General features: G+C 71.2%; 22 protein-coding genes and 1 pseudogene. 11 read left to right on the top strand and 12 right to left on the bottom strand.

Going from position 1 to position 22,921, the window contains the following annotated elements; genetic code table 11:
• Nucleotides 1–11 precede the first annotated feature (11 nt).
• The gene (locus tag ACLJQM_RS13600; RefSeq protein ID WP_410631475.1) at nt 12–1,007 is read left to right on the top strand and encodes a glycoside hydrolase family 43 protein; all 996 of its coding nucleotides are present in this window, start codon (nt 12–14) and stop codon (nt 1,005–1,007) included.
• 138 nt (nt 1,008–1,145) lie between these two features.
• Here ACLJQM_RS13600 and fahA read toward each other — a convergent pair whose 3' ends face one another.
• The 3 genes from fahA to ACLJQM_RS13585 are packed head-to-tail and all read right to left on the bottom strand — an operon-like array spanning nt 1,146 to nt 3,684.
• Nucleotides 1,146–2,315, bottom strand: a complete 1,170-nt coding sequence (fahA, locus tag ACLJQM_RS13595) for a fumarylacetoacetase (protein WP_410631474.1) — start codon at nt 2,313–2,315, stop codon at nt 1,146–1,148.
• Nucleotides 2,312–3,112, bottom strand: a complete 801-nt coding sequence (locus tag ACLJQM_RS13590; RefSeq protein ID WP_360773857.1) for a hypothetical protein — start codon at nt 3,110–3,112, stop codon at nt 2,312–2,314. The genes fahA and ACLJQM_RS13590 overlap by 4 nt, the downstream gene beginning before the upstream one ends.
• Nucleotides 3,113–3,150: 38 nt before the next feature.
• The gene (locus tag ACLJQM_RS13585) at nt 3,151–3,684 is read right to left on the bottom strand and encodes a MarR family winged helix-turn-helix transcriptional regulator (protein ID WP_247019793.1); all 534 of its coding nucleotides are present in this window, start codon (nt 3,682–3,684) and stop codon (nt 3,151–3,153) included.
• 134 nt (nt 3,685–3,818) lie between these two features.
• On the opposite strand from ACLJQM_RS13585, the gene ACLJQM_RS13580 reads away from it, so the two are divergent.
• The 3 genes from ACLJQM_RS13580 to ACLJQM_RS13570 all read left to right on the top strand — a co-directional run bounded on the left by ACLJQM_RS13580 (nt 3,819) and on the right by ACLJQM_RS13570 (nt 7,722).
• Nucleotides 3,819–4,550, top strand: a complete 732-nt coding sequence (locus ACLJQM_RS13580; RefSeq protein WP_410631473.1) for an NUDIX hydrolase — start codon at nt 3,819–3,821, stop codon at nt 4,548–4,550.
• Nucleotides 4,547–5,683 carry a purine phosphorylase gene (locus tag ACLJQM_RS13575; protein WP_410631472.1) on the top strand — a complete coding sequence of 379 codons (1,137 nt, stop codon included), beginning with the start codon at nt 4,547–4,549 and terminating at the stop codon, nt 5,681–5,683. The genes ACLJQM_RS13580 and ACLJQM_RS13575 overlap by 4 nt, the downstream gene beginning before the upstream one ends.
• A 230-nt stretch (nt 5,684–5,913) precedes the next feature.
• Entirely contained in the window at nt 5,914–7,722 is a 1,809-nt protein-coding gene (locus ACLJQM_RS13570; protein ID WP_410631471.1) for a hypothetical protein, read from the top strand.
• 6 nt (nt 7,723–7,728) lie between these two features.
• Here ACLJQM_RS13570 and ACLJQM_RS13565 read toward each other — a convergent pair whose 3' ends face one another.
• The 5 genes from ACLJQM_RS13565 to ACLJQM_RS13545 all read right to left on the bottom strand — a co-directional run bounded on the left by ACLJQM_RS13565 (nt 7,729) and on the right by ACLJQM_RS13545 (nt 12,554).
• On the bottom strand, nt 7,729–9,261 hold the full coding sequence (locus tag ACLJQM_RS13565; protein ID WP_410631470.1) for a hypothetical protein: 1,533 nt from the start codon (nt 9,259–9,261) through the stop codon (nt 7,729–7,731).
• Nucleotides 9,262–9,506: 245 nt separating this feature from the next.
• A complete protein-coding gene (locus ACLJQM_RS13560) occupies nt 9,507–10,433 on the bottom strand; it encodes an ABC transporter substrate-binding protein (RefSeq protein ID WP_410631469.1) in 927 nt (308 codons plus the stop codon).
• Between the two features lie 8 nt (nt 10,434–10,441).
• Nucleotides 10,442–11,194, bottom strand: a complete 753-nt coding sequence (locus ACLJQM_RS13555) for an amino acid ABC transporter ATP-binding protein (RefSeq protein WP_410631809.1) — start codon at nt 11,192–11,194, stop codon at nt 10,442–10,444.
• A gap of 11 nt (nt 11,195–11,205) precedes the next feature.
• Nucleotides 11,206–12,072: an amino acid ABC transporter permease gene (locus ACLJQM_RS13550; protein ID WP_410631468.1), complete on the bottom strand. Its 867-nt coding sequence runs from the start codon at nt 12,070–12,072 to the stop codon at nt 11,206–11,208.
• Nucleotides 12,069–12,554: a GNAT family N-acetyltransferase gene (locus ACLJQM_RS13545; RefSeq protein WP_410631467.1), complete on the bottom strand. Its 486-nt coding sequence runs from the start codon at nt 12,552–12,554 to the stop codon at nt 12,069–12,071. Before ACLJQM_RS13545 ends, ACLJQM_RS13550 begins: the two co-directional genes overlap by 4 nt.
• A gap of 149 nt (nt 12,555–12,703) precedes the next feature.
• Between ACLJQM_RS13545 and ACLJQM_RS13540 the strand changes: the two genes are divergently transcribed.
• Both ACLJQM_RS13540 and ACLJQM_RS13535 read left to right on the top strand, forming a co-directional pair.
• The gene (locus ACLJQM_RS13540) at nt 12,704–13,696 is read left to right on the top strand and encodes an LLM class flavin-dependent oxidoreductase (RefSeq protein ID WP_410631466.1); all 993 of its coding nucleotides are present in this window, start codon (nt 12,704–12,706) and stop codon (nt 13,694–13,696) included.
• A complete protein-coding gene (locus ACLJQM_RS13535; protein ID WP_410631465.1) occupies nt 13,693–14,964 on the top strand; it encodes an LLM class flavin-dependent oxidoreductase in 1,272 nt (423 codons plus the stop codon). The genes ACLJQM_RS13540 and ACLJQM_RS13535 overlap by 4 nt, the downstream gene beginning before the upstream one ends.
• A 198-nt stretch (nt 14,965–15,162) precedes the next feature.
• Here ACLJQM_RS13535 and ACLJQM_RS13530 read toward each other — a convergent pair whose 3' ends face one another.
• Nucleotides 15,163–16,416 carry a sulfite oxidase gene (locus ACLJQM_RS13530; protein WP_410631464.1) on the bottom strand — a complete coding sequence of 418 codons (1,254 nt, stop codon included), beginning with the start codon at nt 16,414–16,416 and terminating at the stop codon, nt 15,163–15,165.
• 156 nt (nt 16,417–16,572) lie between these two features.
• On the opposite strand from ACLJQM_RS13530, the gene ACLJQM_RS13525 reads away from it, so the two are divergent.
• The 4 genes and pseudogenes from ACLJQM_RS13525 to ACLJQM_RS13510 form a co-directional block, all read left to right on the top strand.
• Nucleotides 16,573–17,061 (top strand): beta-class carbonic anhydrase, encoded by a 489-nt coding sequence (locus tag ACLJQM_RS13525; RefSeq protein ID WP_360773845.1) that lies wholly within the window; start codon nt 16,573–16,575, stop codon nt 17,059–17,061.
• Nucleotides 17,062–17,171: 110 nt separating this feature from the next.
• Entirely contained in the window at nt 17,172–18,368 is a 1,197-nt protein-coding gene (locus tag ACLJQM_RS13520) for an LLM class flavin-dependent oxidoreductase (protein WP_410631463.1), read from the top strand.
• Between the two features lie 11 nt (nt 18,369–18,379).
• Nucleotides 18,380–19,711 (top strand): NtaA/DmoA family FMN-dependent monooxygenase, encoded by a 1,332-nt coding sequence (locus tag ACLJQM_RS13515; protein ID WP_410631462.1) that lies wholly within the window; start codon nt 18,380–18,382, stop codon nt 19,709–19,711.
• 40 nt (nt 19,712–19,751) lie between these two features.
• Nucleotides 19,752–19,913 (top strand): annotated as a pseudogene (locus tag ACLJQM_RS13510) (F420-dependent methylene-tetrahydromethanopterin reductase); the annotation flags it as partial.
• Here the strand turns inward: ACLJQM_RS13510 and ACLJQM_RS13505 are convergent.
• A complete protein-coding gene (locus ACLJQM_RS13505; RefSeq protein WP_360773836.1) occupies nt 19,895–20,047 on the bottom strand; it encodes a hypothetical protein in 153 nt (50 codons plus the stop codon). The pseudogene ACLJQM_RS13510 and the gene ACLJQM_RS13505 overlap by 19 nt on opposite strands.
• A 46-nt stretch (nt 20,048–20,093) precedes the next feature.
• A complete protein-coding gene (locus ACLJQM_RS13500) occupies nt 20,094–20,546 on the bottom strand; it encodes a GNAT family N-acetyltransferase (protein ID WP_410631461.1) in 453 nt (150 codons plus the stop codon).
• Between the two features lie 91 nt (nt 20,547–20,637).
• Here ACLJQM_RS13500 and ACLJQM_RS13495 point away from each other — a divergent pair, with 91 nt between their 5' ends.
• Nucleotides 20,638–21,111, top strand: coding sequence for a winged helix-turn-helix domain-containing protein (locus tag ACLJQM_RS13495; RefSeq protein WP_360773830.1), 474 nt, complete (start codon nt 20,638–20,640; stop codon nt 21,109–21,111).
• Here the strand turns inward: ACLJQM_RS13495 and ACLJQM_RS13490 are convergent.
• Nucleotides 21,098–22,909 carry a rhamnogalacturonan lyase gene (locus tag ACLJQM_RS13490; RefSeq protein ID WP_410631460.1) on the bottom strand — a complete coding sequence of 604 codons (1,812 nt, stop codon included), beginning with the start codon at nt 22,907–22,909 and terminating at the stop codon, nt 21,098–21,100. The two genes, ACLJQM_RS13495 and ACLJQM_RS13490, sit on opposite strands and share 14 nt — an antisense overlap.
• Nucleotides 22,910–22,921: the final 12 nt, after the last annotated feature.

The raw sequence follows: 22,921 nt of genomic DNA, 5'->3' as shown, positions 1-22,921 counted from the left end.
TCCTCGCCGCAGTGACCACCGGGACCGCGGAGGCCGGGCAGACCGCTCTGCGCGCGGCCGATCCCAGCGTGCTGCGGGTCGGGTCGACCTACGTCGCCGTCCAGTCGTCCGGTGGCGGGATCGTGGTGCGGCAGGCCGCGTCCACCGACGGGCTGGCGAGCGCGCCCGCGCGGCGGATCTGGTCGGACAGCCGCGGGCTCGGCGAGGTGTGGGCCCCGGAGATCGTCACCGACGGCGGCCGGTTCTACGTCTACTTCACGGCCGGAACCGGGGCGGCGCACCGGATGTACGTGATCAGCTCGGCCGTCGCCGACAGCGGTTACACGGCGGAAACGCAGCTCGCGCTCCCCGACGGCAAGTGGGCGATCGACGGCACGATGTTCACCTTCGGCGGCCAGCGGTGGTTCGTCTGGTCGGGCTGGGCCGGCGACACGAACGTCGAGCAGAACCTGTACATCGCCCGCATGAGCACCCCGACGACGCCGTCCGGCGCGCGGTACGTGATCTCGCAGCCGCGGGAGAGCTGGGAGCGGGTCGTCGGCAACCCGTACATCAACGAGGCCCCCGAGGCGATCAAGGACCCGAACGGGCAGCTGCACATCGTCTATTCGGCCAACGGGAGCTGGAGCGACCAGTACTGCATCGCGGAGCTGCGCCTGCGCGCCGGCGGCGACCCGACGTACGTGTGGGACTGGTACAAGTCCAACGGCTGCCTGTTCGGCTCGAACCGGGCCACGATGATGGCGGGCTGGGACCCGACGTTGTACGTCAACGGGCCGGGGCACAACAGCTTCGTCCTGCTGAACGGCGATATTGCGACGAGCCCGCCTGCCGGGCCCAAGTTCCCGTTGATGTACCACGCGGTCGCCAAGGGGACGCCGTATTCGTGGGCGAACCGGTACTGGTACACGGGAACGTTCTGCTGGTGGGGGTCGACGACCTACCGGCGGGCGAGCGTCCCGGGCGCGAACACCGACACGGGGTGGAGCCTGAAGTTCTTCGAATGAGCCGGGCCCGTTCGGCACTGCCCGCCGTCGGCCCCCACGCCGGACGAGGGCGGGGGCCGTGGCTCGAGGCATTCGCACAGCTCACGACAGGGGATGGGCTTTGCTGCCCCAAAAGCCGGCTGGCCGAAGCCCGCTGACTCACTCCCCCGCCGGGAGGATGCGGCCGCGCACCTCGCCGAACGCGAGGCGCGTGCCGTCCGCTCCCGGGGCCGTTGCCGTGATCACCACTTCGTCGCCGTCCTGCAGGAACGACCGCTGCTCGCCCTTCACCGTCAACGGTTCCGCGCCGCCCCAGCTCAGCTCCAGGAACGCCCCTCGCTGGTGCTTCTCCGGGCCGGAAATCGTGCCCGAGCCGTACAGGTCACCCGTGCGGGACGACGCGCCGTTCACCGTCAGGTGGGCCAGCATCTGGGCCGGTGACCAGTACATCTCGCGGTACGGCGGGCGGCTGACCTCCTCGCCGTTCCACTCCACCACCAGCTCGACGTCCAAGCCCCACGGCGAGCTCTCCCGCAGGTACGGCAGCGGCTCCGGGTCCTGGCCCGGCAAGGGCACGCGCGCGGCTTCCAAAGCCAGCAGCGGGACCACCCACGCCGAGATCGAAGTCGCGAAGCTCTTGCCGAGGTTCGGGCCCAGCGGGACGTACTCCCACGCCTGGATGTCCCGCGCGGACCAGTCGTTGAGCAGCACCGCGCCGAACACGTGGCGGGGGAAGTCGTCCGGGGAGATCGGGGTGTTCAACGGCGTTCCCGTGCCCACCACGAAACCCAGTTCCGCCTCGATGTCCAGGCGGGTGCTCGGCCCGAAGACCGGCGCCGGGTCGGCTTTGCGCTGGCCGCTGGGGCGGACGATGTCCGTGCCCGAGACCAGGACCGTGCCCGCGCGGCCGTGGTAGCCGACCGGGAGGTGCTTCCAGTTGGGCAGCAACGGTTCCGCGTCCGGGCGGAACAGGCGGCCGACGTTCGACGCGTGGTGCTCCGACGCGTAGAAGTCGACGTAGTCCGCGACCTCGATCGGCAGGTGCATCGTGACGTCGGCGAGCGCGTGCACGGCGTCGTCCGGGACCTCGCCGGTCACCAGCGACGTCAGCTGCGCGCGGACCGCCACCCAGCGGTCGTGGCCCTGCGCCATGAACGGGTTCAGCGTCGGCGCGTCGAACACGTCGTCGCCCAGTGCGCGGGCCAGGTCGAGCACCGAGTCGCCGACGCGGACGCCGACGCGCGGGGTGCCGCCGGCGGGCGAGAACACGCCGTACGGGAGGTTGCCGGTCCCGAAGGGGGAATCCGCCGGGATCGCGATCGTGGTCATGCCTCTCCTCGGGGCAGCAGGCCGAGCTCGGCCAGTTCGGTCAGGGGGTCGGTGATGCTGCACGTGCCGAACGAAGTGAACCGCGCGCGGACGCCGGCGGGCAGGTCGCGCACCAGCGCGGCGACCGCCCGGCCGTCGCGCTCGGCGAGGCGGGCCTCGGCGTGGTCCGGGTCGGCGGCCGCGAGCAGCAGGTTGAGGAAGCCGTGCTGCTCGAAGCCGGTTTCCGGGTCCGTGTTGCGCAGCGCGTGGTGCAGGCCGGCCGTCGCCTTGAACGGGACGCCCGCGTCGACGGCGGCCCGGATCGCCGCCGCCAGTTCGGCGTCGCCGGGGTAGAGCTCGGCGCGGACGCCGCCGGTCCGGAACTTCGCCCGGTGGCCCGTGCCCGCGAGCGCCCGCAGCAGCGGCACGCGCCGGTCGTCGCGCGGGATCTCGACGTACACCGGTGCGGTCGCGGCGGACACCGCGTCGAGCACCTCGGCCGGGCCCATGCCGTCCGGCACCGCGATCTCGAGCGCCTGGAGGTCGACGGGCAGCGCGGGGACGGCGGCCAGCACGCCGGGCAGCTGCGCGGGGCCGCCGGGCAGCGTCACCGCGAGCGGCAACGGCGTCTCGCGGGCGCCGAGGACGCCGGCCAGCTCGCCGAGCGCCGGGGCGGCGACCACCAGCGGGCCGACCAGGTCGGCGTACCAGGCCGTCGAGTACCCGTCGTGTGCAACTACGGCGTCCGGCAGCGGCGCCAGGCCGGGCGGGAACACCGCGGCGTCGTCGCACAAGCCGGTGAACAGTGCGGGGATCACGGTGGGCGCCTCCTCAGCCAACTTGGTTCACACCTTTACTAACTACGGCTGCGCGCGTCGAAGCCGGCGCGGCTGGTGATCAGCTTCCCGAGCAGCATCACGAGGATGCGCTGCTCGGTCTCGGTGAGCGCGTCCGTCCAGCCGAACTCGCGCTCGTTGTGCTCCTGGAACACCGAAACCATCTCGTCGTGGCCCGCGTCGGTCAGCGAGAGCCGGACCGAGCGGCCGTCGTGCTCGTCCGGGGTGCGGTCGAGCAGCCCGTCCGCGACCAGCACCTTGGCGAGGTTCGACACGGCCGCGCGGCTCATCCCGGTCAGCCGGGCGGCGCTCTTCGGCTCCAGCGGGCCGGCCAGCCAGACCACGAAGAGCAGCCGGAAGGCCGACCACGACCGCCCGCGCGGCCGGTGCACGGCGGCTTCGAGGTCGTAGGTGACCAGGTCGGAGGCGCGGTTGAGGGTCAGCAGCACCTCGGTGGCGAGCTGGTGCCGGAAGCCGTACTCCTCGGCCAGCCGCCGGTTGGCCAGCGCCACGAAGGACCAGAAGTCCAGCTCGGCGGCGGTCACGTCCTGCACGGGGCGCAGCCTAACGCGGCCACGACAGGTAGTCAAAGTTAAAACTATATTTGCAGTACGGACTCCGGCTGCCACGCAGCGTTACGCCGAACGCATCTTTACTGTCGACATGACAGTAAATTACGGTCGATCGCATGACTGACGAAGATTGGACCCCTCCGCCCGTGCTGCTCGCCGTCGACCTGGTGATCTTCACGCTGCGCGAGTCGGCCCTCCACGTGCTCCTGATCGAACGCGGAGTCAGTCCTTTCCGCGGCTCGCTCGCCCTTCCGGGCGGCTTTCTCGAACACGACCGGGAAGACGTGCTCGCCGCCGCCCACCGAGAGCTTCGCGAGGAGGCCGACCTCGACGCGTCGCGGCTGCACCTGGAGCAGCTGGGCGCCTACGGCGCCCCGGACCGCGACCCCAGGGGGCGAGTCGTCTCCGTCGCCTACCTCGCCATCGCTCCGGGCCTTCCGGAACCGCTCGCGGGGACCGACGCCGCACGCGCTTCCTGGACACCGGTGGCCGAGATCCTCGCCGGACGGTCCGAGCTCGCGTTCGACCACCGGGACATCCTCGACGACGGGCTGGAACGAGCACGCTCGAAACTCGAGTCGTCCGCTCTCGCCACCGCGTTCTGCGCCAGCACTTTCACCATCAACGAGCTGCAGCAGGTCTACGAAGCGGTGTGGGGCGTGGATCTCGATCTGCGCAACTTCTACCGGAAAGTCCAGGCGGTGAACGACTTCATCGTGCCCGTCGGCGCCGAGCGCCGGATCGGCCGGGGCCGACCGGCCCGCCTGTTCAAGGCCGGTGACCGGACCACGCTCCACCCGCCACTCGTCCGGCCTGTAGCGGCAACCACGACGAAGGGGAACACATGACCGACGACCTGGTGGTGATGCTCACCGCCTTGAACCAAGAGTACAAAGCAGTCCGCGAGCGGCTGACCGGCACGGAAGTGCTCAAGCACAGCCGGGGCACCCGGTTCGAAGTCGGGACGATCCGGGGCACCTCCTGCCGGGTCGCGCTCGGCCTCACCGGCAAGGGAACTCAGCCCGCCGCGGTCCTCGCCGAACGCGCGATACAGCACTTCTCCCCGGTGGCGCTCGTCTTCGTCGGTCTCGCCGGGGCGTTGTGGGACACGCCGCTGGGCGACGTCGTGGTCGCGACCCACGTCTACGCCTACCACGGCGCCACCAGCGAAGACGACGGGCTCAAAGCCCGGCCGCGGGTCTGGGAGACCGCGCACGGGGTGAGCCAGGTCGCGCAGCACGTGGCGCGGACGGGCCACTGGGCCCGGGACGTTCCGCCCGGCACCGAGGTCCACTTCGGTGCCATCGCGGCCGGCGAGGTCGTCCACAATTCACGCTCGTCCGCGGAACGGCGCTGGATCCGCGAGCACTTCAACGACGCTCTGGCGGTCGAGATGGAAGCCGCGGGCGTAGCACAGGCCGGCCACCTGAACGGCGCGCCCATCGCGATCGTGCGCGGTATCAGCGATCCGGCCGATGGCAGCAAGACCACCGAGGCAGACCGGAAGTGGCAACCCACGGCGGCGGCGAACGCGGCCGCGTTCGCCGTTCGGCTCGCCGTCGAACTGATCAAGGAACAGGAGCTCATCGCGATGGACGACAACACCACTTCGGACGACCGCGGCACGGTCCGGAACGTCACGACCGGTCCGGTCGGGATCCAGGCCCACACCGTCACCGGCAGCACCGTTCACCAGAACATCACCCGGCGCGGGGATGGCCCGACCGACTTCGGCACCGAATTGGCCGCACTACGAGCCGATGTCACACGGGAGCACTCCAGCGGCCGGCTCGACGACGCCACTTACCAGGCAGCCCGCAGCGAGCTCGACATCGCCGACGAAGCACTCGGGGCCACCACTCGCGAGGGTAAGCAGAAGTTCGTGCTGGCGCTCAAGCGGCTCGGCGGGCTTCTCGGGGACCTCGCCGGACCCGCCGCGAAGATCGCGGCCCTCATAGTGGCGGCGAAAGGATTGTCGTGACCGATGAAAAACCGAAGACGGAGAACACCGCTACCGGTTCGCAGGTCGGCATCCAGGCCAACGAAGTCCACAACTCGACTGTCTACCAGCTGCACCAGGACGCTTCGCCGGAAGAGAAGTACCGAGTAGGCCTTGCCTACCTCCGGGACGGCGTACCGTCCGAGGCACGCCGGCTGATCCAGGAAGCGAAGGCACGCGGCTACGACAGCGCCGAAGTCGAGTTCCACTGGGTGCTCGCCATGCTCAGCAAACGCTCCTACCGCGACTTGACCCCCGACGAGCGCAAGCAGCTGGCCACCATGCCGATCACCTGCGCGAACTTGCCGGTCGACGACTGGACGCAGTCACTGAACGCCGTGTGCGAGTTCCTCGAGTACTTCAGCAAGACCGGCAGCGACCCCGGTCATGCCCTCAAAGAACTGGAGAAGCTGCCCGCCGACCACCGCGAGATGATCGTGCGCCACCTCGACCTCGTCCTGACCGGCAGCCTCAGGGACACCTTCTGGGCCGATACCAGGCAGAACGCGGAGAGGATGCGGTTCGCCGACAAGCGACAGAAATCCGTCTGGGCCTACTTCCAGCCCGACCCCATCCCGCCGCGAGCTCGCGGTCCGGCTCCGAGCACCACCACGCTGGCGGACCGCGCCCGTGCCGCCATCGGCACACTGGCGAGCGGACCCGCCATCGGGTACTTGGTCAAAACGACGATCCTGGCTTCCCGGCCCCTGCCGATCTTCGCCTGCTTGCTCGCCACCGCCGCGGCCTACGTCGTGGCCAAGCACGGCGTTGATTGGGGATACCGGCGAGAACGGCTCTCGGCCGAAGAACGCCGGCATCGCAGCAGGCGGGGCTCCGACCCGGGACTGGACTCGATCTTCGCCCACGACGTCGACGAATCGTTCGACCGCTACTTCGTCAAGTACCGGCCCGAAGACGTGAAACTGAAGAAGTGGCTGAACGATACCAAAGGCTTCCGCGCCGCACTGCGCGATGAGGTCGTCGAACTCTACCGCGAGAAGCTGTTCACCGCCGGCCGCGTCAACTGGCTCATCCGCTACCTGACCAGGGACACGGTCGCCCGCTGGGCCGCGGGAACACTGCACCGATACCGTGACCGGTACCGGGTCACCGCGGCGATGAAAGCCCGCTGCGTGGTGTCCGGAATCGCTTTCGTGGGTCTTTCCGCTTACGTCGTTTCGGCGGCCCTGCGGGTGGCGATCCTGCCCAACGCGGCGGCGACCTTCGTGGCCGTGGTCGGCGTCTGGGTCGCCGGCGCGGGCTGGTCGCACATCCTCCAAGAACGCCGTCGGATCAAAGAGGGCGAGCTGGACCACGACAAGACGATGAGCGACCGGCAGGCCGAATACGACCGCTGGGTGCGGAAACTGAAATCGACCCGACCTAACGAGACCCAGATGGAGAAGTGGCTCACGGCGGACAAGATCATGGTGCTCGACGAAACGCTGAAGCACTACCGGCTCGCCTGGCGGGACGTCCTCACCCACGCGTTCCTGCAAGCCCCCGGCCGCGACTACAAGCGAGCGCGTGACCCGTTCGGTCCTTGGCGGTACTCGAAGTACGACATCCGGATCTTCCTGATCACCCAGGAAGGCGTGCGCGAAGTCAGCGTCGAAATGGACTTCGAGCACGCCAAACGCAACGGCCAAGAGCGCAACAACTACCGCTTCGACGCGGTTTCCTCCGTCCACGTCGCCACCCCTGACGACCTCAGCTCCACACTCGAATTGACCCTCATGAACGGCCCGTCGCGGAACATCCGGGTCACCGACCCGGCCGCGGCAGCGGACAAGGCAGCGCCGGGGCAGAACGATCCCCGATCGCTGGCGAGGATGGGCCGGGACGCCGCCGGATTCTCCCACACGTTGCACATCTTGGAAGGCATCGCGGCGGAAGGGAAGAAATGGATCGAGCGCGACCCGTTCATCAACGACCAGCCGAGTGGCGGACTCCCTACCGACCCGGAGCCGGACACGGACCCAGACACGGACACGGACACGGACACGGACACGGACAAGTGAGCCGGGCTAGAGCGCCGCGCTCTCCCGGATGTACGCCGGCAGCCCGGTCCACCACGTCGCCGCCGTGCGGATGCGGGCCGGGAGTTCCGGGCGGGTGACCACTTCGCCGAGCAGGGCGCGGCGGTCGGTGATCCCCATGCAGTACACCAGCCGGTCCAGCACCGACGTCGAGTGCGCGCTCTCCTCGTGGCGCGCGTGCAACGCGAACGCCCGGCGGTAGAAGTCGTCGGGGCTCGCGCCGCCCACGTGGCCCAGTGCGTACGCGGCGGAATCGCGCACCGCGGGTCCGAGGTGTTCGGACAGCACCATCGCTTCGATCAGCCGTCGTTCCTCCGCGCCGCCGAGGATGCGCAGTGCGTCGAGGAGCCGCTGGACCCAGTCGGGGCGGCCGCGCCGCCGGAGGGTGGTGACCAGTTCGCCGGCCAGCGCGTGCGCCAACGGCGCGCGATACGGCGTCGCGTAGAGCAGGAACATCGTGCAGAGCCGGACGTCGAACACCGGGTCGTGCAGCATTTCGTCGACGAACACGGCCAGCAGCGGGTCGGCGGGCGGCTCCTCGATCGCTTCCAGGGTCTCGGCGGACAGCCGTTCCGCGACCGGGGCCGCCGCCGGCCACAGCGCCGCCGTCGCCGCGGCCCACACCCGGCTCGGGACCTTCGCCTGCAGCTCGCGGGGCAACAGCTGCAGCAACCGGGCCGCCAGGGACGTCCGCTCGCCGCCGCCCGCCGCCACGAGCGCGCACAGGATCGGCAGCAGGGCCGCCGTCTGGCGGTCGTCGAAGTGCCCGAACCGCAGTTTCTTGACGCTGGTCAGCAGGGCTCCGTAGAACGTCCGGTCGGTCAGCGGGTCGGTGAGGTGCCGGACGACCGACGAGCTCGCGTCGGGGTGGGCGCTCGCGCTGAAGACGCCGAGGGTGCCGATCAGGCTCTGCGCGGAGGTGTCGGCCGCCGCGGCGGCGGCCGTGGTCATCGCCGCCCGCTGGCCGACCGGGTGCACGATGAGCCGGTGGAACGCCTCGGCCCGGCGCATCCACGAAACGCCGTCCGCGATGCACATCTCGGTGAGCAGCCGCTCCGAGAGCCGGTCCCACGTCGACGCGGGGCTCAGGATCAGCTGCGGCCGGCAGGCGAGGAGCTCGGTCAGGCGGTCCCATTCCTCGCTGCCGAGGACGGCATCGGTGACGGCCAGGTCGACCAGCTCGTCGAGCGGCGCGCCCGGGTTCGGCCGCCGGTGCCGGGCCCACGGCGGGACGGCCTGGGTCGGTGGCGTGAGGTACCGCGCGACCGTGTCGTTGACCGCGGCGAGCAGGCCGGGACGCAGGTCGAGCAGCTGTTCGTAGCGCCGCACCGCCGCGCCCGGCACGGTCGTGACGCGGTTCTCCCAGCGGGACAGGGTGCTGATGGACACCGAGGGCGTCACGCCGTCGGCGTCGAAATCCGCGGCGAAGGCCGCGAGGCGGCGGTAGCGTGGCCGGGCGCCGAGCACGCGGTTCGTCCGCAGCAGCCAGCCGATCCGCCGTCCCGCGTTCACCTTCCGCATCGCACGCCCTCCCGCTCCAGCGAACACCCGGGAGCCCGCGCGGGGCCAGTGGCGTTGCAGAATTGCCGCGAACGGGCCCGCCGCATCCGCTGAACGCGCCGGGCCCGTTCGGCCGCACCCCGTTGTCAAGGGTTGTTGCCGGCCGGTTTTTCACTGCGACGGCCGGCTTCCACCCCCACTCCCCTTCCTACCGTCGGAAGCACGACGGGGAAGGAGGACGCGATGGAAACGCACCGCTGAGCGCTTCACTTGCGTGGCAGGCCCTGCGGGTTGACCTCCGACGTCGGCAGGGCCTCCGACGTCAGGTTCCACCGCTTCAGCACCTCCGCGTACTTCCCGTTCCGGATCACGGAGTCCAGCGCCTGCCGCAGCGGTTTCACCAGCCCGTTGTCCTTTTTGGTCATCGCCGCGATGTCGGCCGGGATCGTGCCGCCGCCCGAGACGGTGCCGACGATCTTCGTCTTGCCCTCCACCGCCACGTGGTAGGCCGACGTCGGGTTGGGGCCCGCGTACACGTCGATGCGGCCCGACTGCAGCGCCAGGTAGTAGTCCGAAGTCGCCTGGTAGTACTGGAACTTCACCGCCGGCAGCCCGGCCGCCTTGTTCTGCTGGTCCCAGCGCAGCAGGATCTGCTCCTGGTTCGTGCCCGCGCTCACCCCGACCGTCAACCCCGCGATGTCCTTCGGTTCCCGGACTTCGAAGGTCTTCTCACCGCGGACTTCGAAGGCGATCGTGTCCTTGCGGTAGGTGGCGAAGTCGTACTTGTCCTTGCGCTCCTCGGTCACCGTGATGTTAGAGAACCCCGCGTCGAACTGGCGGTTGTCCACCGACAGGAACAGGTTTTCCCACGACGACGCCCGCAGGTCGAGCTTCAGCCCGAGCACGTCGGCGACCAGCTGGGCCAGGTCCGGTTCGACGCCGATGACCGTCTTGTCGTCGTCGGCGCGGAAGGACAGCGGCGGGGTGCCGTTGCCGGTCGTGCCGACGACCAGGGTGCCGCGGTTCCGGACCTCCGGCGGCACGAGCGCGGCGATCGCGGCGACCTGCTCCGCGCGGACGCGGTGCTGGTCGGCGGTGATGTTGACCCCACCCGAGGGCGCGGCGGTGGTGGCCGCTTCGGGGGTGCCGCACGCGGCGAGCAGCAGCACCGAAGCCAGCACGAGCTTTCTCATGACTCTCCTCAAAGGACTTTGTCGACGAAGGCCCGGGTCCGGGCGTGGCGGGGGTGGTCGAGGACTTCGGCGGGCGGGCCCTGTTCGACCACCCGGCCTTGGTCGAGGAAGACGACGGTGTCGGCGACTTCGCGCGCGAAACCCAGCTCGTGCGTGACGACGACCATCGTGGTGCCCGCCTTCGCCAGGTCCCGGATGACCGCGAGCACTTCGCCGACCAGTTCGGGGTCGAGAGCGGACGTCGGTTCGTCGAAGAGCAGCACGTCCGGTTCGAGGGCCAGCGCCCGCGCGATCGCGACGCGCTGCTGCTGCCCGCCGGACAGCCGGCGCGGGTATTCGGCCGCCTTCTCCGCGAGACCGACCCGGGCGAGCAGCTCCCGCGCTCTGGCCTCGGCGTCGGCACGCGGGCGGCGTTGCGCGGAAACCGGGGCCTCGACGACGTTTTCGAGCACGGTCAGGTGCCCGAACAGGTTGAAGTTCTGGAACACGAAGCCGATCTTCGTGCGCTGCTTGAGGATTTCGCGTTCCTTGAGCTCGTGCAGCCGGTCGCCGGCGCGCCGGTACCCCATCAGCTCGCCGCCGACGCTGATGAAGCCGCGGTCGGCGCGTTCGAGGTGGTTGATCAGCCGCAGCAGCGTCGACTTCCCGGACCCGGACGGCCCGAGCAGCACGGTCACTTCCCCGTGGCGCACCCGGAGGTCGACGCCCTCGAGCACGCTCAGCGCGCCGAAGCTCTTGTGCACGCCCCGGACGTCCACCATGAATTCCCCGGTCACGCCCCACGCCCCAGCCGTCGTTCGACGTAGTACTGCCCGACCGACAGCACGGTGGTCAGCGCGAGGTACCAGGCGGTCGCGACGAGCAGCAGCGGGATCACCCGGCCGCTGCGCGTGTAGATCACCTGGACCTGGTAGAACAGCTCGGGCAACGCCATCACGTAGACCTGCGAAGTCGCCTTCAGCAGACCGATGATCTCGTTCGCCGCGGTGGGCACGATCGTACGCAACGCCTGGGGAAGCACGATCCGGCGGAACTGCCGGCCCGCCGGGATGCCCAGCGCCGCCGCGGCTTCGCGCTGTCCCGCGTCCACCGAAAGGAACCCGGCGCGGACGATTTCCGCGGCGTACGCGCCTTGGTGCAGGGCGAGGCCAAGTCCCGCGGCGAGGAACGGCGGGATCAGGCTCATCGTGCCGACCGAGAAGAACGACGGCCCGAACGGGACGCCGAACGAGATCTCGTTGTACAGGATCGCGAGGTTGTACCAGAACAGCAGCTGCAGGATCAGCGGCACGGACCGGAAGATCCACGTGTAGGTCCAGCTCACCCCGCGCAGCAACGGGTTCCGGGAAATGCGCATCAACGCGAGCACGGTGCCGAGCAGGAATCCCGCCACCACACCGAACAACGTCAGCTCCAGCGTCAGCGCGACGGCTTCCAGGATCGATTTCTGGAAGACGAACCGGGCGAACGTCGGCCAGTCGAACGCCCGGTTGGTGACCAGCGCGTGGCCCGCCATCGCGACGAGCACCGCCACGACGACGGCCGCCACCCACGTCGCCGGGTGCCGCGCGGGCACGATCTTCAGCGATTCTTCCGGTGCCGCCGAGGGTGCGGGCCGGGTCCCGACGTCGCTGGTCATCCCGCGGCCACCGGCGCGGGAAGCGCTTTCGAGAACGGCAACCGGGTGGTCGGCACGACGTCGACGTCGAAGTGCGGCGTGTACCCGGTGGCCAGGTAGAGCCCGCGTGCCTCGGGCTGGTTCGGGCCGGTGGTCAGGTGGATCCGCGAGTACCCGCGGCGCCCGGCTTCGGCCTCCAGCTCGGCGACCACGCGCCGGGCGTGCCCGCGGCCGCGGTGCGCCCGGTGCGTCCAGATCCGCTTGAGCTCGGCGGTTTCGCCTTCGTAGTGCTGGAAAGCGCCGCCGGCGACGGCGTGCCCGTCCGCCACCAGCAACAGCAATCCGCCGTCCGGGGCGGCGAAGCGCTCGGCCGGGTATTCGCGGAGTTCGAAGTGGACGTCGGTGAGCACGCGGTGGTAACGGGCGGAGTATTCGCGGGCCAGATCGGCGAGCAGTGGCCGGACCCGCGGATCGGACTGGGCCACCCAGACGGATTCGGGCATGGGGGTACCTGTTTCCCGGAAAGTGGAAGGAAAATCAGTGGACGCTCAGACTTTAAGAAGCTCGGCCGAGCCCGGTCAACGAACCGGCCGCGGGTTCCACATCCTGAACGCGCATGCGCCCGGGCGGCACGGCGGATACTGGTGGTGGCATGACTTCTCGCAGCCTGCACGTCGCGGTGGAGCTCGACACCGCGCCGGATCCGCCGGCACCGCAAGCGTGGGCCGAAGCCGTCTCGCGCGCCGAGACCGCCGGGTTCACCTTCGTGACGTTCCCCGACTCGCCGGTGCCACCCCGCGACGGGTTCCGGCTCGAAGCGACCACGCGCGCGGCGTACGTCTCGACGCTGACCGACCGGCTCGGGCTCGCGGCGACGGCGAACGTGACGACGGCCGAACCGTTCCACCTCGCCGCGCAGCTGGCGAGCCTGGACCACGCCTCGCACGGCCGCGCCGCCTGGGTGGTCGCCGCCGACGGATCCGCCGAAGCACTCGCCACGATCGGCGGCACCCGGCTGGATCCCGCCGCGCTGCACCGGGAAGTGACCGACGTCGTCGAAGTCGTGCGCCGCCTGTGGGACTCCTGGGACGACGACGCCGTCGTGAAGGACACCGCCACCGGCCGGTACCTCGACCCGGCCAAGGTGCACCACGTCGACTTCACCGGCGAACGGTTCTCCGTCAAGGGCCCGCTCATCACCCCGCGGCCACCGCAGGGCCGTCCGGTCGTCGTCGCGGCCGACGACCTCGCCGAAGCCGCGCGCCCGGACGTCGTCCTCGTCGGCGGCGCCGGGCTCGGCGACGTGCGCACCCGAGCCGTGCGGGCCCGCGCCGCCGGGGCTCCCCTCGTCTTCGCCGAGCTGGAAGTCCTCCTCGGCCCGGATGCGCCCGACGGTCCGTGGCCGCGCGGCGATCGCTTGCGCTACACCGGATCCGCGGCCGGGCTGGCCGAACTGCTCGGCTGGCTCGCCACCAGCGTCGACGGCGTGCACCTGCGCCCCGGCGTGCCCGCCACCGACTTGCCGGTGCTGATCGGCGAAGTCCTGCCCGCCCTGCGCGGCGAAGGACTGCTGATCCCGCCCGAACCCGGGACGACGCTGCGGTCGTCGCTCGGGCTCCGCCGCCCGGAAAGCCTGTTCGCGTGAGCGCGCGGCTGCACCTCAGCGTGTTCTACCCCGGTGTCGGCCCGCAGTTCCTCTGGGACGACCCGTCGAACGCGCCGCACACCGAGATCGACACCGCCGTGGCGGTCGCCCGGACGCTCGAACGCGGGCTGTTCGACGCCTTCTTCCTCGGCGAAGGCCTGCGGGTGCGGGAAAACCGCGGCCGCGTCCACGCCCTCGACATCGCCGGCCGCCCGGACGCGATCACCCAGCTGAGCGCGCTCGCCGCGGCGACGAGCCGGATCGGGCTGGTCGCCACGCAGAACACGACGTACAACTTCCCCGCCGACCTCGCCCGGCGGCTGGCTTCCCTGGACTTCCTGTCCGGCGGCCGGGCCGGCTGGAACATCGTCACCACCGACAACGCCTGGACCGGCGCCAATTTCCGCCGCGGCGGCTGGCTCCCGCACGAACGCCGCTACGAGCGTGCGGAGCAGTTCGTCGAGGCGGCGCTCGCGCTCTGGTCCGGGACCGGGCCGGTCGCGCGCCACACCGACCTCATCGGCGTGCGAACCACCCCGGCCGTGCCGCGCAGCCCCCAGGGCCGGCCGGTGCTGTTCCAGGCCGGGGATTCCGGCGGCGGCCGGGAACTGGCGGCGAAGTACGCCGACGTCGTCTTCTCCGCCAACACCGAGTTCGGCAAGGCGCTCGCCTACGCCGAGGACCTGCGCGCCCGGCTCGCCCGGCACGGCCGCCCCGCCGACGCCGTCCGGATCCTGCCCGGCGCGACCGTCGTGCTCGGCGACACCCCGGCCGACGCGGCCGAACGCGCCGAGGACGTCCGGCGACGGCAGATCACGCCCCAGCGCGCGCTCGCGTTCCTCGAGCAGTACTGGGGCCGGGACCTGTCGGACCACGACCCGCACGGCCCGCTCCCGGCCGTCGAACCGGTCGACGGCGAGCTTGACCCCTCCCGCGGCACCGTTTCGATCGAGGACCGGACCGGCAAGCTCGACCGGATCCGGCGCTGGCGCGAGCTGGCCGAGGCGAAGCAGCTGTCGATCCACCAGCTGGTCCTCGGGGTGCAGCCGCGGCAGCACGGGTTCGTGGGCACCCCGGGACAGGTGGCCGACGAGTGGGCGCACTACGTCCGCGCCCGCGCGGTCGACGGCTTCACCATCAGCCCGCACCTGCTCCCGGCCACCCTCGACGAGATCGTCGGCCGGCTGGTGCCCGAGCTGCAGGACCGCGGCGTCTACCGCACCGAATACGAGGGCACGACGCTGCGGGAGCACCTCGGGCTGCCCTAAGAGCTGTCCTGTAAGTCATCGGAGCCGGAGGACGATGGCGGCGATGGTGAGTTCGGCCTGGTAGTAGGCGGCACGTTCGGCATAGCGGGTGGCCAGGTCACGGAACTGCCGTCTTTGGTCCACAACCGCAGCCGCTCATCCGCGGTTTCCAGGGCCCACGCCTTCTCCGTCAGTTCACCGCGACCAACCACGCCCTGGTCAGGCCACCGTCACCGGGTGCCGGACGACCGCGCCGAACAGGTACCCCTGCGTGTTGTACGGCGAGACGTCCGGCTGCCGGGTGCCGGTGACGTCCGTGGCGCGCGCCCGCAGGGTGTACGACCCGGCCGTGCGGGGCCGCCACGGGAACTCCCACTGCAGCCAGCCGCGGTCGAGTGCCGGGCTGATCGGCTTGGCGGGCGCCCACGTGACGCCGTCCGTGCTCACCTCGACCCGCCGGATCCGGCCGTGGCCCGACCAGGACCGGCCGCGCAGCACCTGCCGCTGCCCGGCCGCGAGCGTCGCGTCCCACGGGAGCTCGAACGCGCTCTTCACCACCTGTTCGGTGACGAGCGTGCCCTCGGGCGGGTAGTCCGGGCCCAGCAGCCGGTAGAACTGCGTGTTCCACGGCGACACCAGCGGCGTCGCCGAGACCTCGATCCGGCCGAGCCACTTGATCGACGCGATCCCGGCCCACGACGGCACCACGAGCCGCACCGGGAAACCGTGATCGGGCGGCAGCGGCCGGCCGTTCATCTCGTAGGCCAGCAGGGTGTCCTGCAGTGCCTTGCCCACCGGCAGCGGCCGCCGCACCTTGCCGAGGTTCACCCCCGCCGCGGTGTAGTCGGGGTCGAGCCCTTCCGGCAGGACGTCGACGGCGTCGCGGGTCAGCCCGGCCCGCGCGAGCACCGTCGCGAGCCGGACGCCGCGCCAGCGCGCCACGCCGACCGCGCCCAGCTTCCACGCCGTCCCGCTGACCGTCTGCCCCTGCTGGCTGGTGAAGAACCCGCGGCCGTTGCCGGTGCACTCGACGAACGCGGTGATCGTCTCCGACGGCAGCGCGCGCAGGTCGCGGTACGACAGCTCGATCGGCGCCCCGGCCGTCGGCGCGCCACGCAGGCCCGAGCCGAACAGCTTCAGCCGCCAGCCGGCGGCGTCCAGCAGGGGCGTGGAGGTGTGGTCGCGGACGAAGAACCGGTCGACCGGCGTCAGGTAGCCCTGGCCGCGCATCGACTCCCAGCGCATCTCGGCGTTGGTTCCGTGGACGTCGAACAGCTCGGGCGGCAGCGGTTTCACGATCGGTCCCGGTTCCGCGGCGGCCACCCCCGGCGTGGCCGTGCCCGCGGCCAGCGCGAGACCACCGGCCGCGGTCAGCCACAGCAGGTCGCGCCGGCTCAGCCCCGGCAGGCGTGCCTCCCCGTCCCGCCACTGGGCCAGGCGGGTCCGGTCGTACGCCGTTTCTTCGCTCGTCATGCGGGGCATTGTCGGCGGCGGCGCGACCGCCCGGCCAGGACGTCCACGGAGCGGAACCGGAATCCACAGTGGACAGTCCAGGTGGTGGGCACGGTTGCGCACGGGTGCACGCGACGCGTCCACTCGGCCCACCACACCCACGCGGAAGGGACCACCATGTCGGTCACCGACGAGCTGCTCGCCAACAACGCCGAATACGCCGCGCGCTTCGCCGGGCCGCTGCCGCTGCCGCCCGCCAAGCACGTCGCCGTGCTCGCCTGCATGGACGCCCGGATCAACGTCTACGGCGTGCTCGGGCTGCAGGAAGGCGAGGCGCACGTGATCCGCAACGCCGGCGGCGTCGTCACCGAGGACGAGATCCGCTCGCTCGCCATCAGCCAGCGGCTGCTCGGCACGGAGGAGATCATCCTCATCCACCACACCGACTGCGGCATGCTCACCTTCACCGACGACGACTTCAAGAAGTCCATCCAGCAGGACGTCGGCGTCAAGCCCGCGTGGGCCGCGGAAGCGTTCTCCGACCTCGACGAAGACGTCCGCCAGTCGATCGCGCGGATCAAGGGCAGCCCGTTCGTCCCCAAGAAGGACTCGGTGCGCGGGTTCGTCTTCGACGTCGCCACCGGGAAGCTGAACGAAGTCGGCTGACCCGCGGTTTATTCCGGCGCACCCGGCTCGTCCCAGCCACTGGCCACTCCGGCCCGTCCCGCGGCAACCGGCGCACACTGCGGGGACGGGCCGAGAGAAGGGACGCGGGGATGACAGGACCACGGATCGCCGTCGCGCTGGATGGGGCCGGGTGGCACCCCGCCGCCTGGCGGGAAGCCGGCGCGCGGCCCGGTGAGCTGCTCACCGCGGGCTACTGGACCGACGTCGTCCGCGAAGCCGAGGCCGGCCTGCTGGACTTCGTCACCCTCGAAGACTCGCTGGCCCTGCAGACCGTGCACCCGCTCGACCGGCCGGGCGAGCGGGACGGCATCGTCCAGGGACGGCTCGACGCGGTGCTGATCGCCGCCCGCGTCGCGCCGCTGACCTCGCACATCGGGCTGGTGCCGACCGCCGTCGTCACCCACACCGAGCCGTTCCACCTGTCCAAGGCGATCGCCACGCTCGACTACGTCAGCACCGGCCGCGCGGGCGTCCGCGTGCAGGTCGCCGGGCGCGCCGAGGACAACCGGCACTTCGGGCGCCGCGAGTTCGGCGAGTTCCGGCTCGAGGACTCCGCGGAGCCGGGCAAGCCGAGCCCGCTGCGCGACCTGTTCGACGAGGCCGCGGACTACGTCGAGGTGCTGCGCCGGCTGTGGGACAGCTGGGAGGACGACGCCGAGATCCGCGACGTCGCCACCGGCCGGTTCGTCGACCGCGGGAAGCTGCACTACATCGACTTCGAGGGCCGCTGGTTCTCGGTCAAGGGCCCGTCGATCACGCCTCGGCCGCCGCAGGGCCAGCCGCCGGTCACCGCGCTGGCCCACGCCGCCGTTCCCTACCGGCTCGCCGCCCGCTCCGCCGACGTCGTCTACGTGACGCCGTCCGACCGCGCGCGGGCCGCGTCGATCGTCGCCGAGGTGCGGGACGAGCAGGAGCTCGCCGGGCGCGGTGCCGAAACGCTGCACGTCTTCGGCGACGTCGTCGTGTTCCTCGGCGAGACCGAGCAGGCGGCCGCGGACCGCAAGGCGCGGCTCGACGAGCTGTCCGGCGCCCGGTACACCTCCGACGCGCACGTCTTCACCGGGACCCCGGCCGGGCTCGCCGACCTCCTGCTCGACTGGCAGGCGGCCGGGCTGTCCGGCTTCCGGCTGCGGCCGGGCGCGGTGCCGCACGACCTGACCGCCATCACCCGGGGACTGGTACCCGAGCTGCGGGGCCGCGGGGCCTTCCGCACCGGGTACGAGGCGAGCACCCTGCGCGGGCTGCTCGGCCTCGCCCGCCCGGCCAACCGCTACGCCGCCGTCTGAGGAGGACCGAGATGACCCGCAAGCAGATCCACCTCGCGGCGCACTTCCCCGGCGTCAACAACACGACCGTGTGGAGCGACCCCGCGGCCGGCAGCCACATCGAGTTCAGCTCGTTCGTCAAGCTCGCGCAGACCGCCGAGCGCGCGAAGTTCGACTTCTTCTTCCTGGCCGAGGGCCTGCGGCTGCGCGAGCAGAACGGGGAGATCTACGACCTCGACGTCGTCGGCCGCCCGGACACGTTCACCGTGCTGTCGGCGCTGGCGGCGGTCACCGAGCGGCTGGGGCTGGCCGGGACGATCAACTCGACGTTCAACGAGCCGTTCGAGGTGGCCCGGCAGTTCGCGTCGCTGGACCACCTCTCGGCCGGGCGCGCGGCCTGGAACGTCGTCACGTCGTGGGACGCCTTCACCGGCGAGAACTTCCGCCGCGGCGGCTTCCTGCCGCAGGACCAGCGCTACGAGCGCGCGGAGACGTTCCTGCGCACGGCGTGGGAGCTGTTCGACTCCTGGCGCGGTGACGAGGTCGCCGCCGACGCCGGAACCGGGGTGTTCCTGCTTGACCCGTCGGCGGGCGCGTTCGCCCACCACGACGCGCACTTCGACATCGAGGGCCGGTTCCCGGTGCCGCGCAGCCCCCAGGGCCGTCCGGTGATCATCCAGGCCGGCGATTCCGAGGAGGGCCGCGAGTTCGCCGCGGCGACCGCCGACGCGATCTTCAGCCGCTACGGCACGCTCGAAGCGGGGCAGGCGTTCTACTCCGACGTCAAGGGCAGGCTGGCGAAGTACGGCCGGACGCCAGAGCAGCTGGTGATCCTGCCGGCGGCGACGTTCGTCCTCGGCGACACCGACGCGGACGCCCACGAGCGCGCCCACGTCGTCCGGCGGCAGCAGGTCAGCGGGCAGACCGCGATCAAGTTCCTCGAGCAGCTGTGGAACACCGACCTCAGCTCGTACGACCCGGACGGCCCGCTGCCGGAGTCCGACCCGGTCCTCGGCGACCACACGATCGCCCGCGGCCGCGCGAGCGTCCGGATGTACCGCGACCCGCTGGCGACGGCACGGGAGTGGCGGCAGCTGGCGGAGGCGAAGAACCTGTCGATCCGCGAGCTGATCATCGAAGTCACGGCCCGCCAGACGTTCATCGGCTCGCCGTCGACGGTCGCCGACGCGATCGATGAGCTGGTGCAGGCCGACGCGAGCGACGGGTTCATCCTCGTACCGCACGTCACCCCGGGCGGCCTGGACGAATTCGCCGACACAGTCGTCCCACTGCTACAAGAGCGCGGCTCGTTCCGCACCGAGTACACGGGCACGACCCTGCGCGATCACCTCGGACTCGACTGACCCCGGCTCGGCTCGGCCGCCTCAGCCCACCCATTCCCCCGTGCAAGCCGACGCGAGCGACGGGTTCATCCTCGTCCCGCACGTCACCCCGGGCGGCCTGGACGAATTCGCCGACACAGTCGTCCCACTGCTACAAGAGCGCGGCTCGTTCCGCACCGACTACACCGGCACAACCCTGCGCGATCACCTCGGACTCGACTGACCCCGGCTCGGCTCGGCCGCCTCGGCGACGACGGGCCACCGCTTTCCCGGTGCGGCGGGCGGATCGTGGCGGCACCCGGCGAGCACGACGACGGCCATCAGCACGAGCGCGGCGGCGCGGATCGTCGAGGTCACGCCCGGACTCTAACCAGTCCGGCGGACTGCACCCACATGCTGGGAATCAGCCCGGCCCGCGGCGGTAGCCGTAGTGGATGAGCCCTTCGTGCAGCCGGCCGACCCGGTCGTAGAGCGCGCGGGCCGGGGCGTCTTCGAGGGTGTTCCAGTAGAGACCCGGGTAGCCCTGCTCCTCGGCGTCGCGCGCCACCCAGCCGAGCACCGCGGTCGCGACGCCCTGGCGCCGGACCGCGGGATCCACGAACAAGTCGGCCAGGTAGCACTTGCCGGAGTACCAGACGCTGGCGTGGAAGAGGTAGTGCGCGATGCCGACGACCCGGCCGTCGAGGCGGGCGGCGATGCCGCGGATCCGGTCGTCGTCGAGCAGGCGCCGCCAGGTCCGGTCGTAGTCGGCGGCCGCGCGGTCGACGGCGAAGTAGGTGTCCTTCCCGCGGGCCAGCACTTCCCAGGCGGCGCGGTCGGACTCGGTCAGGAAGCTGATCTCCACCACGGTGGCCATCCTGCCCCGCGGCCGGCCCGGCGGGAAGCAAGTCGTTTCACCAGCCGGGCGCACTACCCTTCCCCCGGTCGGACCTCGACAATCTGTCCGCATGAAGATCCTGCCGGAACGGCGAGCCGACGCCGAGGTTCTGCACGTGGGGATTCGGATCGACCTCGTCGGCCGGGCCGTCGACGCCGCCACCGTCGCCGCTCGGCTGGCCAGTGCGCTCGACGGCGTCGCGAGTGTCGACGTCGTCAGCTCGCGGCGGCACCTGCGGGCCGTTCCCGATCCGCTCCTGCGGATCGAAGCCGGCTCGAGGCGGGCGATCCTGCTGGGTCGCCCGCTCGAGCTGACCCGCCTCGAATTCGATCTGCTGCACTACCTGCGCGCCCACCCCGACCGCGTCTTCACCCGCACCGCGCTCAAGAGCGCGTTGTGGCCGCGGCAGGACGGGAACGACCGGACCGTCGACGTGCACGTCCGCAAGCTGCGGGCGAAGCTCGAGCCGCACCTCGATCCGATCACCACCGTACGCGGGGTCGGTTACCGCTTCGAAAGCTCGGCGCCCGTCACGCTGGATTGACGCTCGGGTGCGGCGGCTGGTTGTACGCGGTGTTCTGCCACGCCACGGCTTCCCGGTACTGCCGGTCCTGCATCAGCGACACGTGCGAGATGCTCGTCGGGTCGGTCGTCGAATAGATCCGCAGGGCCCGGTTGTCCGACGTCGCCCAGACGACCTCCTCGCGCCAGTCCCCGAACAGGTCCGCCTGCACCGCGGGCGTGTTCTTCGTGCCGTTGTTGGCGTGCACGCCCGACGCCGTCAGCAGGCGCGTGTCCGCGCCGGTGCCGTACTTGTCGATGTGCGTGCCGTCCAGCAGTTCGCGCTGGGCGTCGCCGTCCCACCAGACGACGAAGTTGGCCGACGACGGCTTGCGCCCGATGTTCTGGCCGCTCGTGTTCAGCAGCCCCGCCACCCCGGACGACCAGGACTCCGCACCCGGGCTGCCCGCCCAGATGTCGTCCGACACCCCGCGGCCGTTGTCGCAGCCGCACGGCAACTGCCACAGGATCTGCCCGGTCTTCGCGTCGGCCATCCAGGCGCCCGGCTTCGACGTGTCTTCGTCCACTTTGAACTCTTCCAGCCCCGGCCGGCCCGGGATCAGGTCGCCGACGTGCATCGCGTCGCCGTGGCCGAGCCGGGTGTTCCACAGTGGACTGCCGTTGTCGTTGATCGCCATGGCGCCGAAGACGATCTCGTCACGGCCGTCCGCGTCGACGTCGGCGATCGCCAGCTGGTGGTTGCCCTGGCCGGTGTACTGCGAGCCGGCCGTGTTCGAGTCGAACTTCCAGCGCTCGGTCAGCGCGCCACCGCGGAAGTCCCAGGCCGCGATCACCGTGCGCGTGTAGTAGCCGCGGCTCATGATCAGGCTCGGGCGCGAGCCGTCGAGGTACGCCGTGCCGGCCAGGAAGCGGTCGACGCGGTTGCCGTAGCTGTCGCCCCACGACGACACCGTGCCGCGCGGCGGGTCGTAGTTCACCGTGGCCGCCGCCGCGCCCGTCTGGCCGTTGAAGACGGTCAGGAACTCCGGGCCGGACAGCACGTACCCGCTGGAGTTGCGGTAGTCCGCGCTCGCGTTGCCGATGACCTGGCCGGTGCCCGAGCGCGTGCCGTCCGCGGTCTTCATCGCGACTTCGGCCTTGCCGTCGCCGTCGTAGTCGAAGACCTGGAACTGCGTGTAGTGCGCGCCCGCGCGGATGTTGCGGCCGAGGTCGATCCGCCACAGGCGCGTGCCGTCCAGCCGGTAGGCGTCGACGTAGACGTTGCCGGTGTAGCCGGACTGCGAGTTGTCCTTGGCGTTGCCGGGATCCCACTTGACGACGAACTCGTACTGCCCGTCGCCGTCCAGATCGCCGACGCTGGCGTCGTTCGCGCTGTAGGTGTAGCTCTCGCCCGACGGCGTCGTGCCGCCGGCCGGGACCTGGATCGGCACGTCACGGGTGCTCGCCGCGGCCGTGCTGTCGAGCGTCAGCGACTCCTCCGCGGCGAACGCCGACATCCGCTCCACGCCGTCGACCACCGCGTGCACGGTGTACTTCGCCCCCGCGGGCGCCCCGGCGTCCAGGTAGCCGGTCGGACCACCGGCCGGGGTCGTGGTCACCCGGGTGCCGTCGCGGTAGACGGCGAACGACACACCGGCCGGGTCGCCGGCGAGCAGCCGCCAGCCGACCCGGTTGCCCGCCGCGCCGTGGACGCTGATCACCCCGCGGTTCAGCTCGTCGATCTGCGGTGCGGCGGCCGCCACCGCCGGGGCCGGGGCGAGCCCGGCCGCCAGCAGGCCCACGGCCAGCAGCCGGCCGAAGGCGGATGTGCGCAAGGACATGACCTTCTCCGT

The organism is Amycolatopsis sp. cmx-4-83, assembly GCF_046548815.1.
Classification (GTDB): domain Bacteria; phylum Actinomycetota; class Actinomycetes; order Mycobacteriales; family Pseudonocardiaceae; genus Amycolatopsis; species Amycolatopsis pretoriensis_A.
Note: the sequence above shows the minus strand (reverse complement) of the source record. Positions and strands in the feature narration are given on the sequence as shown.